We start from the raw sequence: 15,572 nt of genomic DNA, 5'->3' as shown, positions 1-15,572 counted from the left end.
GGATGGACTTCGGAATCATGAAGTTTTCCAGCCGCTTCTGACATTCCATCCGCAGCTGCTTTTCGCCCATGATCGTTCCTTGCTCCATGACGACAAACGCTTTCACTGCTTGCCCTAGCAGGTCGTCGGGAACTCCAACGACCGCGGCTTCCCGTACTCCCGGGATTTCCATCAGCACGTTTTCGACTTCCCTGGGCGCTACCTTTTCTCCCCGCGATTTTATGATCTCATCGCTGCGGCCGACAAAATAGAGGTACCCTTCCTCGTCCATTCGGCAGTAGTCGCCGGTGTACAGAACCTGCTCGCCGGGCAAAGGGCCAGGCTTGAGCTTCCTCGCGGTAGCCTCCGGCTTACCCCAGTAGCCCTTCATGACCGTTGCCCCGCGAATGACCAGCTGGCCGACGACATTGGGACCGACCCTTCGGTCATCCTCATCGACAATCCACATTTCGGTGTTCGGGATGGCGATCCCCACGCTCAACGGTTTTCGCGCAAGATCTTCCGGCGGAAGATAAGTGCAGCGTTTGCATTCGGTCAGGCCGTACATCGAATAGATGCGAGCATCGGCAAACAGTTCCTGGAGCAGGCGAATGTGCTTGAGCGGCAGTGCCGCGGCAGTGTTCGTGACATACCTTATGCTTGCAAAATCATCTGCCTTCAGCGTCTTGAGATCCGACAGCGCGGCAAAGATGGTTGGCACGCCGGGAAAGCCTGTAACTCTCTCCCTTTCGATGATCGCAAGTATCTGTGCGGGGAAGGCAAACGAGCGCTCGAGGACCAAGCGCGCCCCGGTACGGAATGCCATTATCATCTGATAGAGGCCGTAGTCGAAGGCCAGGGGCAAGACATTGAGGATCACATCGTCTTCGCCAAGTTCGAGGTACGAGGCAATCGACGTGCAGGCTGCCATCATGTTCCTGTGCGTCAGCATCACGCCTTTGGGTTCGCCGGTCGAGCCCGACGTGTAGATGATGGCTGCGAGATCGATATCGATGCGGCGGCGGGCCGGCGCTTTGCCGTGGCCGGCAGCCGCCTCATCCCAGCGCACGGCATGCGGCAATCCCCGGAGCTCGGCGACGTCCACCGAACCGGAGACGATGAGCCGCCGCAGCGACGGACAGTTACGCGCCGGTTCAGTAAAGATCGGCTGCAAATGTTTGTCGGTGATCAATGCCGCCGGCAGGCAATCGTTGAGCAAATACCCCAGCTTGTCGCTCTTGGTGAGCGGATTGACGACGCACACGACGGCGCTCGCCTTGAGAACCGCCCAGAAGCTGACCACGGTCTCGACGGTGTTGTCGGCGAAGATCATGACGCGGTCACCGGGGGCGACCCCGGACGTGACGAGATGATGGGCGACCGCGTTGGAACGTGTCTCAAGCTCATCATAGGCGAGCCGGTGCCCGCCGCACACCAGCGCCACCTTGTCGCCGAGCCGGCCGGCCGAATGGCTGAGGTAGTCGTGCAGCAGAGGGACGGCGCCATGCATCATACCAGCACCTCTTCCCTGTGCAGGCGATCGACATCTATCCTGAGGTCGACCGCACGCCCGCTTGATGGACGGCTTGCGACAAACTGCTGATGGAGGAGCTGCGTCGACAGCACGCCGACCAACGCCATATTGTCCGAGTTGGACAGATCGCCATCGCCGGTCTTGGCAGCGCATTTGCCCAGCAGGCGCGCGACCGAGTTCGGATCAAAGACATTCGCCGCGCGCAGGGCAGTCTCAGAGAGTGCTTCGCGGACATAGGCGGGTGCGCTATCGCCCATGAAGCAAAGTGCGTTGGGCGCCCGGTAGGGCTGCTTCTTGCGGGCCACGACTTCCGCGGGGACGATCGATTTCGCCACACGCTTCAGCACGTGTTTCTCATCCAGAATGCGCAGCTTGTAGTCGGCCGGTAGCGAATTCGCCAAGGTCACGAGCCTGTCGTCCAGGAACGGGAAGCGCCCCTCGACGGAGTGGGCCATCAGCATCCTGTCACCCTGAGAGGAGAGCAGGTAGCCCGACATCAGCGTCCTGATCTCAAGATACTGGTCCTGCGCGAGAGGACCCCATCGTGGAAACTCTTCGGGCAGACGGCAGAGCAGGTCCGCCACTGCGTCGTGGCGCGCCGCTTCGGCATGCATGTCGGCCGAGAACAGCCGTTTGATGGCGCTGGTGGTGCGCCAGCGGGTGTCATGCGCGAAGCCGGGCGCGCCAAATGCATGGATACCGTGTCCGAAGAACTGGCGCGCCATCGCCTGCTGCTTGACCGGCGAGCGGCTCAGATAGGGGTAGAGGCGTTCCAGCAGTCGCGCGCGTCGGGCGGATGCGGGCTGCCGCCCCCAGAAGCGGCGGACCTTGCCTTCACGGAACAGGTCGTAGCCGGCGAACATCTCGTCGGCCCCCTCGCCGGTCAGCACGACCTTGATGCCATGTTCGCGCACCAGCCTCGAGAGAAGGAACAACGGCGCCGGCGCGGTCCTGAGAATCGGACGCTCGGCATGACGGATCACATCCGGGAAGATGTCGGCGATGTCACCGCGCGAAACCATCACCTCGTGGTGCTCGCCGCCGCTCGCACCGGCAACCAGCCGCTGGTAACGGGTTTCATCATATTCGGCGTCAGCAAAACGCAACGAGAAAGTCTGGAGCGGCGCGCCGGCGAAGCGCCTCCCGAGCATGGCGACAAGTGAGCTGTCGAGCCCGCCGGAAAGGTAGCAGCCGACCGGCACGTCCGCCTTGACCATTCTAAGCGCCGTCGCGGCCTGCAAGGCGCCGCGCACTTCGTCCACCGCATCCTCCAGCGAGCCCCTGAAGGTGCCATGGGCCAGGTCCTCGCTCTCGGGATAGCAAGGTTTCCAGAAAGCGTGCTCACGAACGCTGCCATTGTCATAGATGCGGACATGGCCGGGGGTAAGTTCCTGTATCCCCTGAAATACGCCTTGCGGCGGTACGACCGTCCACAGCGTGAAAGTCTGGTCGACCCCCGCCGGATCGAAGGCCCGCGGTATCGCCGGGTCGGCTGCGAAGATGGCCTTAACTTCGCTGGCGAAATGCAGGCGGCCAGCGTGTTCGCACAAATGCAGCGGGCAGATGCCGAACCGATCGCGCGACAGGACGAGGCGGCCTATCAGCGAGTCCCAAATGGCGAGTGCCCATTGCCCGTTCAGCCGCTCGAACGCGCCCACACCCCAGGCGCGGTAGGCATGCACGACGACCTCCGTATCGCTGCGGGTGCGGAAACGATGTCCCAGGGCTATGAGTTGGTCACGCAGCTCGACGTAATTGAAGATCTCGCCGTTGAAGACGATCCAGGTGGTATTGCCTGTGTCGGCGAGAGGCTGCTGTCCGGTCGAGAGATCGATGACCGACAGGCGGGTATGCGCCAGCCCCGCTCGCCTGTCGCGGTAAAGGCCGCTTTCGTCCGGACCTCGATGGGAGAGCGCGGCTGCCATTCGTAGAAGCGCGGCTCGTGAAGGAGGCTCCGCAGCCGCGTTCAGCGCCACAATTCCGGCGATGCCGCACATGGGTCAATCCCTGTCCATCGCAGCGGGCAGCTGCGGCCGTGCGTGAAGATAGCGGGCGGCGCGGCGTTTGCTGACGATATCCTTATAGACCTTCTCGACCTGCTCGGCGGTGAGGCCAGCGGCGGCGGCAACCACGCCGGCCGAAATTCCGTGATTCATGCCATAGAGGCACAAATCCATCAACTGATAGGGCAAAGCGAAGTAGAACTCCTCCTGGGTTTGCGCCATGGAAAACGTGTCCGTGGTCGGCGGCCTTGTTCGGACCTCATTGTCAATACCGAGATACTCCGCCAGCTGGTAAACCTGGGTCTTGTAGAGATGGACGATAGGCATCACATCGGCGATGCCGTCGCCCTGTTTGACGAAGAAGCCCTGGTCATATTCGAGCCGGTTTGGCGTGCCTGCCACTGCATAGTTGAGGCGGTCCGCATGATAATACTCGGTCATCTTGCGAACCCGCTGCTTGTAGTTGGTGGCAGCGACGATCTGCAGGTAAGCCGCCGGCGACAGACGCACGGTGTCGATCTTTCCGTGCGGATCCTCGACCGTAAGGCGCGTGATATTGAGGCCGCTGCTCTCCAGCACCGATGCCATGACCAGCTTGCATTTCCAGCCTTCGCCATATCCAGGGACGGCAGTTCGGATGGCCTCGATCTGTCGGGCGTATGCGCCGATGCCTTCAAGCGCCGGCTCGATATCTTCAAGGATTGTGTCGATGCCAAGCTGCCCGGCGACACTGCGGCCAAGCCTCAACGAGTCGCCTGACGAATGGCGCTCCGGCATGAACAGGCCGAGCACCTTGTCCTTCCCGAACGCCCGTGCGCACAGCGTTGCGACGACCGAACTGTCGATGCCTCCGGAGAGCCCGACGACCACTCCGCGACGCCGTTGTGTGCCGAGAACCTGCTCGCGCAAAGTCTCGACGATGCGATCGATCTCCAGCCGGGCATCGAGCGCCAACACATCGCTGCTGAATTCCCCGATCAGGTCGATGACACTGCCTCCTGTTGGCGTGACTCGACTGAAGAGTAGGTCTCGGTCACAGCGTTTTCGATGAGCGGGCGATTGATGGTCAGATGGGGCTCCACGACCATGTCGATGTGAGTGCCGGCGATCGGAATGACGTCCAGATGGACGAATGCCCGGTCCCACCCGAGTGCAAGCGGCATTCCGGGCCGCGCGCAACGGAACAAGGTGCCGGTGATCGGCAGTATCGGCCTGGGTTCTGCCAGCCATCGGAAGAAGGCGCGCGCCCGCAGAACCTCCTGCAGTTCCAGTTTGGTTCTGAAGCTCGTCGGGTTGAACTGACCCTCGGCATAGCGGTCGAGGAAGCTGGCAAGCCGGGATTCGCAGTGCATTTTGACCGCGACCTTGGCAAGCGCGCGGCACGCCACCCGACTAGCCGATATACGATTGGTTCGGATCCGGTGAAATGTCCGGGTAATGGTCTCCCAACGCTTGCTGCGCTCGCCAACCAGACTGGTATCCAGAATGCCCGTGAACGCTACCGCTCGCCCTTGATCAAGCAGACGCGCGGCAACCTCAAAAGCGACCGCTCCTCCGAGCGAGTGGCCAAGCAGGCGAACACAGCCGGTAGGCTGCACGCGGTTGATATGATCGATTGCAGCTTCGACCATTGCGGCGACAGTGTTCTGACCTTGCAGGATCATGCCCAGGGCCGGATATCTGATGGGAGACACCCTGGCGACCTTGCTTATTGCCGATGCGAACGAAGCAAGGCTCGGACCATAGCCGACCGAACCGGGGAAAAGGAAAAGCAGTGGAGGCTCGTGTTTCCAGGCAGGCGCGTGCTCGCCGCCTCCTTGAGCGGAAATGACCGCTGCAACCATCTCATCGAAGCTCATTCCAACCGTGAAGGCTTCCAATCCGAGCTCCTGCCCGATCGCGCTTTCGATTTCCATCACGCAATGCAGCAGCTTCAGCGAATCTCCCCCCGCTTCATCCCAGCAGCCCAGGGCGACCCGCGTCTTGAGGACCTTGGTCCAGGCACGCCGTACGATCTGATGAGCCGGAACTTCATTTCCCGCATGGGGGATTTGCGGTGGGGGCGTTGTTTCCCGAACCGAAAGGTCGATTGCAGCCAGCATTGCCATATCGATCTTTCCGCTGGCCAGTCGCGGTATCTCGGCGCTTGCATGGAGCCGCAGCGGGCAAAGCGCCGGCGGCAATTTTGTCCTGGCAAGTTGGCGCAGCTCGTCGCAAAAACTGGCTCCCGCCCCGCCGTGCGGGACGGCGAACGCAACCAGTTCATTCGCCGGGGTGACGATAACCACGGCATCCTTCACCGACGGCGCGCCACGCAGAACCCGTTCGAGTTCGGCCGGCTCAACGCGCCGCCCATTGACCTTTATCTGGCGCCCTTTGCGACCGATGATCCGCAACAGGCCATCACTCCCAATTTGCACAAGATCGCCCGTCGCAAAGATACGAAGCGTCTGGTCGTCGGGATCTATTTCAAACGGAACGACTGCCCCATTTTCCCAATATCCGAGTGCGACATACGGGCTTCTGATCAACAGTTCTCCGATCTTGCCGGGCTGAACCGGGTAACCCTCTTCATCGACCACTGCGAAGCTGATACCCGGAAGCAGCCAACCGACGGGAGCTGAGGAATCGAATTCCGGCCAATCGTGCGGCAAGAACCACTGCGATCCAGTCGTTTCCGTCGATGAATAGCCGATCTGCACCAGGCAAGTTGGCGGGACAGCCTTGCGCACCAGGCGGATGTCGGTCGAGGACACCTTCTCGCCTCCAATTCGGGCAACCCTGAGTGAACCAAAGGCGTCCGCGGGCTCATCCGCCAGGAGAGCGCGAAGCAATGCCGGCACCAGATAGGTGATCGTCACGCCTTCCGATTGCATGCGGCCGCGAACCGCGCGTAGGCCGACGGCTTCGACCTCCACAAGCTGCAACGTAGCACCCGTAAGAAGAGCGGCAAGTATTTCCCGACAACCGGCGATGGTTGCCGGGCCGGTCATGGGCAAGAAAACATCCTGCGCATTGATGTGGCACGCGTCGACATATTGCTGCACCCGGCACAGCAAGCTCCGCTGGCTGTTGACAATTCCCTTGGGGCGGCCCGTGCTGCCGGAGGTATAAAGCACGATTGCCGGTGCATCGACAGAAACGGTACGGTGTCCAGCTGGACGAAGCGTTGCCTGCAACGATTGCGCTATCTCGATCCGGGCAACGTGCTGGGGCAGATCAAGGCCGTGGAGGCCTTTGTCGCCAATTATGGCGGAGAGCCTCGCGTCGGCGACGATTTCGTTGATGCGCGAGTCCGGATCTCGCACGTTAAGCGGCACCGACGGTCGACCGGATGCCATGCTGGCCAGCATCGCAACGGTGTACCAGACCGAGTTGGCCTGAAGTATTCCAACCGCATTTCCGTCGGGGACGACGGCTTCAATCCGGCTGGCCAAGGCCTCGACCGCCCGAAAAAGCTCGGAATAGGTCAGTCGGTTGGTGCCGTCGCTGGCGGCTAATTTTTCGGAATAACGCCCGGCGATTTCCCTCAGGTGATCAAAGACCGGAATATCGACGAAGCCAGTTCCCATCCGTTGATGCAGACGTAGAACGGGCCCGCCCTCGTCAAGAGCATGATCGGGAACTTTTGACCATCGACAAGAGACCACCGCTTGGTAGTCAGTCTGCACCGTTTGAATCGCCCTCGAAGATTCTAAATGCGCCAGAGACATAAGGGCCCCACGCTAGGATTGTTGCCGCTTATCGCCCCGCGGCATGATCTTTTCATCAATCATTCGGATGATGCGCGAGGCGGTCTTGATCGCTTAAATCGTTCGAAGTTGAGCATGCCAGCCTGCGCTCGCTCGGCTGTGCTACCTTACCGAAGTGTCGGGCTGTGCGCTGCGGTCCGCTTCGCCAGTGCCTGAAACGAAGCAGTATGCGAATACTTCCCCTCCAAGCTCATCCGTGACACGAACCCAGTTGTTTTCCCATGTCCTCAGGGTAACCTGGCGTCCTGTTGATATAGTCGCCGCCGTGAACGGGCTGGACGCATTGACATTACTCGCCGCAACCACGTCGTCCCCTTCCATTTGCTCTACCAGGTATGTTTGCATCACTGCTCCTGACTGCAGGGCATGGCCGGTTCAATTGCGTGTAGCTGGAGGCATGACCTTCCAACCGCAGGGAACGGATTTCGTTCCATGCAATAGGCAACCCTGCCGCCGGCAGTCAGCGTTCAGTCGCCCCGCCGCCCTGGCAGGACCATGGCCTAGCCGCTGAATGACTTGGTCAGGACTGAGCTATACTTTGGCGGAGGTGGACCCTCGCGCTGCGCCGCATACTTCTGGAACAGTGCAATCTTGTCGGGATAAGTAATCCGGATTTCGCTGTGACACCCCTCGCAGCGATATTTGGATGCAACCTGAAACCAGCGCCCGGGTTTCAGCAAAGCCAATCCGCAACGCGGGCATTTGAACGTCATTTCAAGAGGGCATAGATTCTGACACAGCGGCATTTTCGCAACTTCCATAAGAGATATCTAATGTTAGGCAACGGCAGCCGGCCGGAATCGTTCCTAGACGCCGTTCTTTTCGTCAGGCCGATGACCAACCCGGACGCCGGGAGACCATTTGCCCGCGATGCCAGCTTGACTGACGCAGGCCTGAACTCAGGCGCATCCCGCTTTCATGGTGACGTCGCGCCTGAGCGCCGATCGAACGGTCGTCAGAAGGTTTTGTGGGAACTTGTCACCGGACCTCGGCACCGAGCGTGATCGCTTGGGGCGACGACGGGCCGCACGGTCGACGACACGACCTCTAATCCGGACGCCGAAACAGCGCCGCGCGCCAGCACAAGAAGGACGAAAGCAGCGCAACCAGGCGGCACTCCTTGAGCATCTCGCCTATACCGGTGCGCTCGACAGCCGCGATCCCGACCGAATTGATATGGATATGGAGGCGCTATTGAAGAGAACCGACGCATCCCTTGGGGAATGCGTCGGTTCCAGAAGCTTACGCGTGGCGGATTTCCGTTCCCAGCACCTTCAAACATTCGCGGATGAACGCAGCAAGCGCCGTCCAGCCTTTGGCAGAAACCATTGTCCCGTCCACATAGGCCTCGGTCGGCGACAGGTCGATATAGGTGCCACCCGCCAGTGTCACTTCAGGCTCGCAGGCGCCGAGTGCTGCGACCTTCTTGCCACGCACCACGCCGTCGACAGCGATCAGGATCTGCACACCGTGGCAGATGGTGAAGATCGGCTTCTTGGCCTCGTGGAAATGGCGCACGATCGCCTGCACGCGCTTGTCGGTGCGGATGTATTCCGGGCCGCGGCCGCCCGCGCAGTAGACGGCATGATATTGATCGAGCTGCCTCTCAGCTTCCGAGAAAGTCTTGTTGATCAGCGCATAGTGGCCGAGCTTTTCGGTGTAGGTCTGGTCGCCCTCGAAGTCGTGCAGCGAGGTCTTGATCAGATCTCCGGCGTTCTTGTCCGGGCATACCACGTGGATGGTGTGGCCGACGGCTTCCATGGCTTGCTGATAGACAAAGATTTCGTATTCTTCGGTGAACTCACCGGTCAGCATCAGTATCTTTTTGCCTGGCATGGCTCTTCCTCTCAGTGTTTGAGCTAGGCAAGGCGCAGACCGCGCCCTGCCTTTCGGTGAAATCGGATAGGGTTAGAATGGCGAGTCAGGGAAATAGTATTCCTTGGCGTTGGCTTGGGTGATCAACGGCGCGTCGAGCTTGACGGTGCCACGGACGGGTGCCTGGCCGATCAGGTTGGCGACGGTCATGTAGATCGCGGTCTTGATCATCGACGGCGGATATGGCGTCTCGACCGGCGTCATGGCGTCGCCGTCGATCACCTTCTTGACGATGTCCTTCATGCCGTTGCCACCGAGCGCCAGCTTGATATCGGTCCGGCCCGATTGCTTGACCGCCTCGAGCACGCCAAGCAGCATGTCGTCGTCATTGGCCCAGACCGCATCGATATGCGGGTACTTGGCCAAATAGTCCTGCATCAGCTTGAAGGCCTCGTCGCTGTTCCAATGCGCGTACTGGATGTCGAGGACTTTCAGGTTCGTACCCTTGATCGTGTCCTGGAAGCCCTTGATGCGCTCGTCGTCGATGACGGTCGGAATGCCGCGCAGCACAACGACGTCGCCCTTGCCGCCGAGCTTGTCGATCATGAACTTGGCTGTGTTGGTGCCAACCGCGATATTGTCGCCGGCGAGGTAAAGATCCTGGACGGAGGCGTCAGTCAGACCGCGATCGACGACGGTGATGAACGTGCCCATGTCCTTGATAGCCTTGACCGGCTGAGTCAGCTCTTCCGAGCTGTAAGGCAGGATCACCAAAGCGTCCAGCTTGCGGCTGGCCGACAGGTCCTCAAGCGCGCTGACCTGCTCCGCCGCGGACGGCGACGTCTTCACGACCACTTCGACGTTCGGGAACGCGGCATTGATTTCCTTGGCCGCCGCTTGTGCGTGATAGACGATGCCCGCCGTCCAACCGTGGTCGGCTGCCGGTATCGACACCGCGATGACCTTCGTGTCTTGCGCCATGGCCTGGCCGGCCAGCAGCAGCGCGCCAAGTGTCGCCGCCGCAATCCATTTTCTACTGAACATTGTCTTCTCCCTTGGACCTACAAGAACGTTGATCCGCGTGGTCCGGACGCGGCGCTATTTCGAATTCGAAAACCGCTGGATGAGCATGGCGATGATGATGATGACGCCCTGAACAGCGGCGACGAGGTATTCGGAGACGAAGTCCGACAGCACCATGAGGTTGGCGATGAGCTCCAGGATGACGGCGCCGGCGACTGTTCCCCACACATGGCCCTTGCCGCCGCGCAGCGCGGTGCCGCCGATTACCACTGCGGTGATGACCTGCAGTTCCCAAAGCTGTCCGGTCGTCGGCGTTGCGGCGCCCAGGCGCGGCACGTAGCAGATCGCGGCAATGGCCACGCAGACACCCTGGACGATATAGGCGACGGTCCGTGTCCTGATCACCGAGATGCCGGAATAACGGGCGACATCCTCATTGGCGCCGACCGCCGCGCATTTGCGGCCGTATTTCATCTTGTACAGGATGAAGGATGCGACCGCGGCGACGGCGATGGATATGAGGATTGGAACCGGGATGCCGGCAACCGTGCCGAAATAGACAGGCCGGTAGGCCTCGCGCAGCGATCGGTCGATTGGTATCGTGCCGCCGTCGGTCAGATAGGTTATCAGCGCCCGGAAAATCCCCATCGTGCCCAGCGTTGCGATAAACGGTTCGATCCTGCCGACCGTGACGATGAGGCCGTTGGCAAGCCCGCACAGCAGGCCGACCAGGATCGCCACCGCCATGCCGGCGGGAATAGCCCAGATACCGGCATGCGGCGCCACCGTGTTCATGAACATGATGGTGATGCCGGTGATGAAGGCGGCCATCGAGCCGACGGAAAGATCGAGCCCGCCGGACGAGATCACAAATGTCGCGCCGACCGCGATAATGGCGATGAAGGCGCTGCGAGTGATGACGTTGGCGAGATTGGTGGCGGACAGGAAATCGGGGTTGATGAGGTAACCCACGACCAGGAGGGCCGCCAGCGCAAGGAAGGGTCCGACGTCGGTCCAACTGACATTGAGATCCAGGGCGCGACGCCCGGGTGCGGATTCGGTCATGACAGCCATTCTGTGCCTCCCTTGGCTTTTGGCCCTGGCTTGGGGCCACTGGTCGCCAGTACCGCCACGTTGCTTTCGGTCATTTCGGCGCCGCTGACCTCGCCGGTGATGCGGCCTTCGCGCATCACCAGGATGCGGTCGCAGATGCCGATCAATTCCTGCATCTCCGAAGAGATGACGATGCAGGCCTTGCCCTTCGCCACAAGCTCCTGGATGAAGGCATAGATCTGCGCCTTGTTGGCGATGTCGATGCCACGCGTGGGCTCGTCGATAATGACCACCGAAGGATCGGTCAGCAGCACCTTCGCCAGCAGCAGCTTCTGCTGATTGCCCCCGGAAAGCTGGCCCGCTTTGGCGCCGAGGCTCTTCAGCCTGATGTCATATGCCTCCACGGCCTGTTCCAGGGCCTCCGCTTCGCGGCGCCGACCCATCGAGAGGCCGGGATGGAACACACCGAGCGCCGACAGCGTCAGGTTAGGCGCCAAGCGCTCCTGCAGCAGCAGTCCCTTGCCCTTGCGATCCTCGGTCAGGTAACCGACGCCGGCGTCGATCGCCGCGCGCGGCGATTGGAAATGGATCGACTTGCCCTCAAGTTCGACCTTGGCGGCCGCCGGGCGCAGGCCGATAATGCCCTCGAAGAGTTCGGTTCGGCCAGCGCCGACCATGCCGGCGAACCCGAGGATCTCGCCTTTGTGGACCGTGAACGACACGTCCTCCGCATAGCCGGGAACGGAGGCGTTCCTCACGCTCAGCATCGGTACATCCGAAGGCGCTGCGGTCCTTTCAGGATAGAGTGCGGCCAGTTCGCGACCGACCATCAGCCGCGCCATATCCATCTGGCTCAGCGTCTTGCCGGGATAGATGCCGACCATCTTGCCGTCGCGCAGAACGGTCACCTTGTCGGCCACCCGTTGCACCTCGTCCAACCGGTGGCTGATATACAGCACGGCGATGCCGTGAGCCTTCAGTCGCAGGACGATCTCCAGCAGGCGCTCGACCTCGCCACCGGTCAGAACGGCGGTCGGCTCGTCGAAGATAACCAATTTATAGTCGTCAAGCAGAGCGCGAGCGATCTGCACCATCTGCCGGTCTGCCAGCGAGACGTCGCGCACCAGTGCCCTTGGCGAGACCGCGCAGCCGATCTGCTCCAGTTTCTCGGCCGCCAGCCGGCGCATGGTGCGGTCATCCACGACAAGGCCACGCGAAAGCTCTCGCCCGAGAAACAGATTGTCGGTGACCGTGAGCCCCTCGGCGAGCAGGATCTCCTGGTGAACCAAAGCGATACCGGCATCCTGTGCCTGGCTGGGCTTGGCAAATTTCACCGCATGTCCGTTCATCGACAATGTGCCGTGGCTTGGCTCGACATAGCCGGACAGCAGCCGCATCAACGTCGACTTGCCGGCACCGTTCTCGCCAATGATGGCGTGGATCTCACCGGGCAGGACGTCTAGGGTGATGTCCGACAACACCGTCACCGGGCCGTATTGCTTGGACAATTGCTGGGCGCGCAGCACCGGTTCGAGCGAACCATGCGCATTGCTGGACAACGTGCTCCCGCCCTCCCCGGCGATATTCGCGGCAATGGACATCCGTTCCGACCTCAATCGAATGCCGGGAGCAGGCGATCGCGCGAGTGCTCTATATGGATGCGCATCGCCTTTGCGGCGGCATCGGGATCGGCAGAGCCGAACGCGGCAAGAATCGCCTCGTGTTCGTCAAGTGCCTCTTCGGTCACACGTGCATGAAACATCAGGCGGAAGATGTGGAAGTGCGTGTGCTGGTGGCTCAACGTCTCGCGGATGAGTTCGTTTTGAGAAAACTCCAAGATCTTGTCGTGGAAGATCGCATCCTGCCTGGCGAAGTTCGAATAGCGTACGCGATCATCCTTGCCTTCGCGGCGTGACATCACGCCGGCGGCTTCGAGCAACACATTGAACTTGGCCTCGTCCATCATTGCGGCGGCCTTCGCGGCGCCGTGCGGTTCGAGCAGCAGACGCATTTCGTACAATTCGTCGAAACGGCGCCGGGTGATCTGGGGTGCGGCACGATAACCGATCAAATGCGTCTTGAGCACGAGGCCTTCGCCTTCGAGCCGGCCAAGGGCTTCGCGGATCGGCGTGTGCGAGACGTTGAATTCCTTGACCAGGCTATCGACTGTAATGCGTGAGCCTGGCGGGATTTTCAGCGCCATCAACTGCGCGAAGATGGCTTCATAGACATCTTCGACGAGACTGTTGGCGCGCTGGATGCGACCAGCTCCAATGGTGGCGTCGCTTGGGTCGGGTAAGTTTGCGGTCTGCATATTTTGCCTCTTGACAGTGAGGACTGCTAACACGATGGTTCCGTCGATGCAATCCTATATCCTATACGATTTTAAAGCGGATATTTTGTAGGGGCGAGAGACACGCTCTTAGACCGTCCGATCCAAGCCCAGTTCAATGCCTCCGTTTCCAGTCAGCCGCCGTCAAAGGACCGATCATGACCCTCTTCGCCGCCCTGCGGTTGCCGCGTGAAATCCTGTTCGGGAAAGGGCAGCGCCATGTGCTGCCGACGGTCGCCGCCCGGTTCGGCCGACGCGCGCTGGTCTGCACCGATGAGCGTTTCGCGGGCACAATGGTATTCGCCGACATCATCAAGTCCCTTCAGTCAGCCTCGATCGAGGTTCTGGTGCATGATCATGTTCTGCCCGACGTGCCACGCGACACGGTCGGCATCTGTGTCGAGGAAGCGAAGGGGTTCAGACCGGACATTGTGATCGGCATCGGCGGCGGCAGCTGTCTCGATTTCGCCAAATGCACCACCCTGCTTCTCAGCCATGGCGGCAAGCTCCAGGACTATTACGGGGAGTTCAAGGTGCCGGGTCCGACACTGCCGCTGATCGCCGTGCCCACCACGGCCGGCACCGGCTCCGAGGTGACGCCGGTCGCGGTGATTTCCGACCCGGACCGGACGCTCAAGGTGGGCATATCGAGCCCTCACCTTATCGCCGCCGTCGCTCTGTGCGATCCCGAGTTGACAATGACCTGTCCGCCTGGCCTGACCGCGATCGCCGGCGCTGACGCGCTGACCCATGCGATCGAGGCCTTCACCGCCATGCGGCGCGGTGAAGACCCCAATCTGCCGCAACAGCATGTCTTCATCGGCAAGACTGCGCTGACCGACCATTTCGCGTTGCTCGCCATAAAACTGCTTGGTCGGAGCCTGGAGAAAGCCTGCGGCGACGGCACCGATGCCGACGCGCGCGCCGATGTCATGATGGGCGCGCTCGCGGCGGGCTGCGCATTCGGCACCGCCGGCACGGCGGCGGCGCATGCCGTGCAATACCCGGCAGGCGCCCTCACCCACACCGCCCATGGTTTGGGCGTGGCGACAATGATGCCTTACGTGATGACCTATAACAGCCGCGTCGCCGCTCACGAGATGGCAGAGATCGGCGCGGCACTTGGCTTGGAGACCAAGGCCAGAACCGCCGCCGAGATGGCAGCCGCCACAATCGAGGAGATCAGGCGATTGTTCGCGGCGATCGGTATTACGCCGACACTGGCGGATTTAGGCCTCCCCGCCGATAAGCTTGACTGGACAGCCGAGCAAGCGCTCGGCATCGACCGCCTGATCAAGAACAATCCGCGTGCCTTCGATCTCGGCACGATGCGACGCCTCGTCCAGGCTGCCCATGACGGCGACCTCGCCGCCTGCGTTATGTGAAAAACGGAACAAAGCGATGAATTTGAAGGCTCAGCAACTCGACCAGGATGGCTATGACGTGCGCGGTTTTTCGCACGGACTTTACATCGACGGCACTTGGCGGCCGTCCTCCGACGGTCGGCTCATCGATGTCGTCGATCCCTCCTCCGGGGCGGTGATCGCGGCAGTTCCCGATGCGACGGTCGAGGACGCCACCGCCGCCGTCGAGGCGGCGGCCAAGGCGGCCAAAGGATGGCGGGAGACGGCGCCGCGCAAACGCTCGGAAATCCTCAGGCGTTGTTTCGAACTGATGGTCGAACGCTCGGAAACGCTTGCCATGCTGATCTCGCTGGAGAACGGCAAGGCGTTGCGCGACGCGCGCGGCGAAGTGGCGTACGCCGCCGAGTTCTTCCGTTGGAATGCTGAGGAAGCGGTCCGCATCACCGGTGAGTTCGGCACCGCGCCCTCCGGCAGCAATCGCATCGTGGTCGATTATGAGCCGATCGGAATTTGCGTGCTGATCACACCGTGGAATTTTCCGGCCGCTATGGCGACCCGCAAGATCGCGCCGGCGCTGGCGGCAGGCTGCACTGTCGTCCTGAAGCCGGCAAGTGAAACACCGCTGACGGCCTATGCGCTGGCGGCAGGCTGCACTGTCGTCCTGAAGCCGGCAAGTGAAACACCGCTGACGGCCTATGCGCTGGCGGCAGGCTGCAC

At 61.3% G+C, this 15,572-nt stretch carries 11 protein-coding genes; 2 read left to right on the top strand and 9 right to left on the bottom strand.

Annotation, left to right across the window (positions count from 1 at the left end; genetic code table 11):
• The 9 genes from EN964_RS06835 to EN964_RS06785 form a co-directional block, all read right to left on the bottom strand.
• On the bottom strand, positions 1 to 1,492 hold a 1,492-nt coding region (locus tag EN964_RS06835; protein WP_164775749.1), incomplete at its 3' end, for a class I adenylate-forming enzyme family protein.
• The gene (gene asnB / locus EN964_RS06830) at positions 1,489 to 3,510 is read right to left on the bottom strand and encodes an asparagine synthase (glutamine-hydrolyzing) (RefSeq protein WP_127267488.1); all 2,022 of its coding nucleotides are present in this window, start codon (positions 3,508 to 3,510) and stop codon (positions 1,489 to 1,491) included. The genes EN964_RS06835 and asnB, both read right to left, overlap by 4 nt.
• 3 nt (positions 3,511 to 3,513) lie before the next feature.
• Positions 3,514 to 4,497 (bottom strand): NAD(+) synthase, encoded by a 984-nt coding sequence (gene nadE, locus EN964_RS06825; protein WP_256754971.1) that lies wholly within the window; start codon positions 4,495 to 4,497, stop codon positions 3,514 to 3,516.
• Complete coding sequence (locus EN964_RS06820) at positions 4,494 to 7,229, bottom strand: AMP-binding protein (protein WP_372958884.1); 2,736 nt, start codon at positions 7,227 to 7,229, stop codon at positions 4,494 to 4,496. Before EN964_RS06820 ends, nadE begins: the two co-directional genes overlap by 4 nt.
• A 1,281-nt stretch (positions 7,230 to 8,510) precedes the next feature.
• Positions 8,511 to 9,104: a DJ-1/PfpI family protein gene (locus tag EN964_RS06805; RefSeq protein ID WP_013533129.1), complete on the bottom strand. Its 594-nt coding sequence runs from the start codon at positions 9,102 to 9,104 to the stop codon at positions 8,511 to 8,513.
• Between the two features lie 72 nt (positions 9,105 to 9,176).
• Positions 9,177 to 10,127 carry a substrate-binding domain-containing protein gene (locus EN964_RS06800; protein WP_127267871.1) on the bottom strand — a complete coding sequence of 317 codons (951 nt, stop codon included), beginning with the start codon at positions 10,125 to 10,127 and terminating at the stop codon, positions 9,177 to 9,179.
• Between the two features lie 54 nt (positions 10,128 to 10,181).
• Positions 10,182 to 11,171 carry an ABC transporter permease gene (locus EN964_RS06795; RefSeq protein ID WP_236383218.1) on the bottom strand — a complete coding sequence of 330 codons (990 nt, stop codon included), beginning with the start codon at positions 11,169 to 11,171 and terminating at the stop codon, positions 10,182 to 10,184.
• Positions 11,168 to 12,760 carry a sugar ABC transporter ATP-binding protein gene (locus tag EN964_RS06790; RefSeq protein ID WP_127267873.1) on the bottom strand — a complete coding sequence of 531 codons (1,593 nt, stop codon included), beginning with the start codon at positions 12,758 to 12,760 and terminating at the stop codon, positions 11,168 to 11,170. Before EN964_RS06790 ends, EN964_RS06795 begins: the two co-directional genes overlap by 4 nt.
• An 11-nt stretch (positions 12,761 to 12,771) precedes the next feature.
• Entirely contained in the window at positions 12,772 to 13,473 is a 702-nt protein-coding gene (locus tag EN964_RS06785; protein ID WP_127267874.1) for a GntR family transcriptional regulator, read from the bottom strand.
• A gap of 176 nt (positions 13,474 to 13,649) precedes the next feature.
• On the opposite strand from EN964_RS06785, the gene EN964_RS06780 reads away from it, so the two are divergent.
• Positions 13,650 to 14,876, top strand: coding sequence for an iron-containing alcohol dehydrogenase (locus EN964_RS06780; protein ID WP_127276266.1), 1,227 nt, complete (start codon positions 13,650 to 13,652; stop codon positions 14,874 to 14,876).
• A 16-nt stretch (positions 14,877 to 14,892) separates the two neighbouring features.
• The coding region (locus EN964_RS06775; protein ID WP_127276264.1) for an aldehyde dehydrogenase family protein at positions 14,893 to 15,572 on the top strand (680 nt) is incomplete at its 3' end.

Source organism: Mesorhizobium sp. M7A.F.Ca.CA.001.10.2.1, from assembly GCF_003998575.1.
GTDB lineage: Bacteria > Pseudomonadota > Alphaproteobacteria > Rhizobiales > Rhizobiaceae > Mesorhizobium.
Note: the sequence above shows the minus strand (reverse complement) of the source record. Positions and strands in the feature narration are given on the sequence as shown.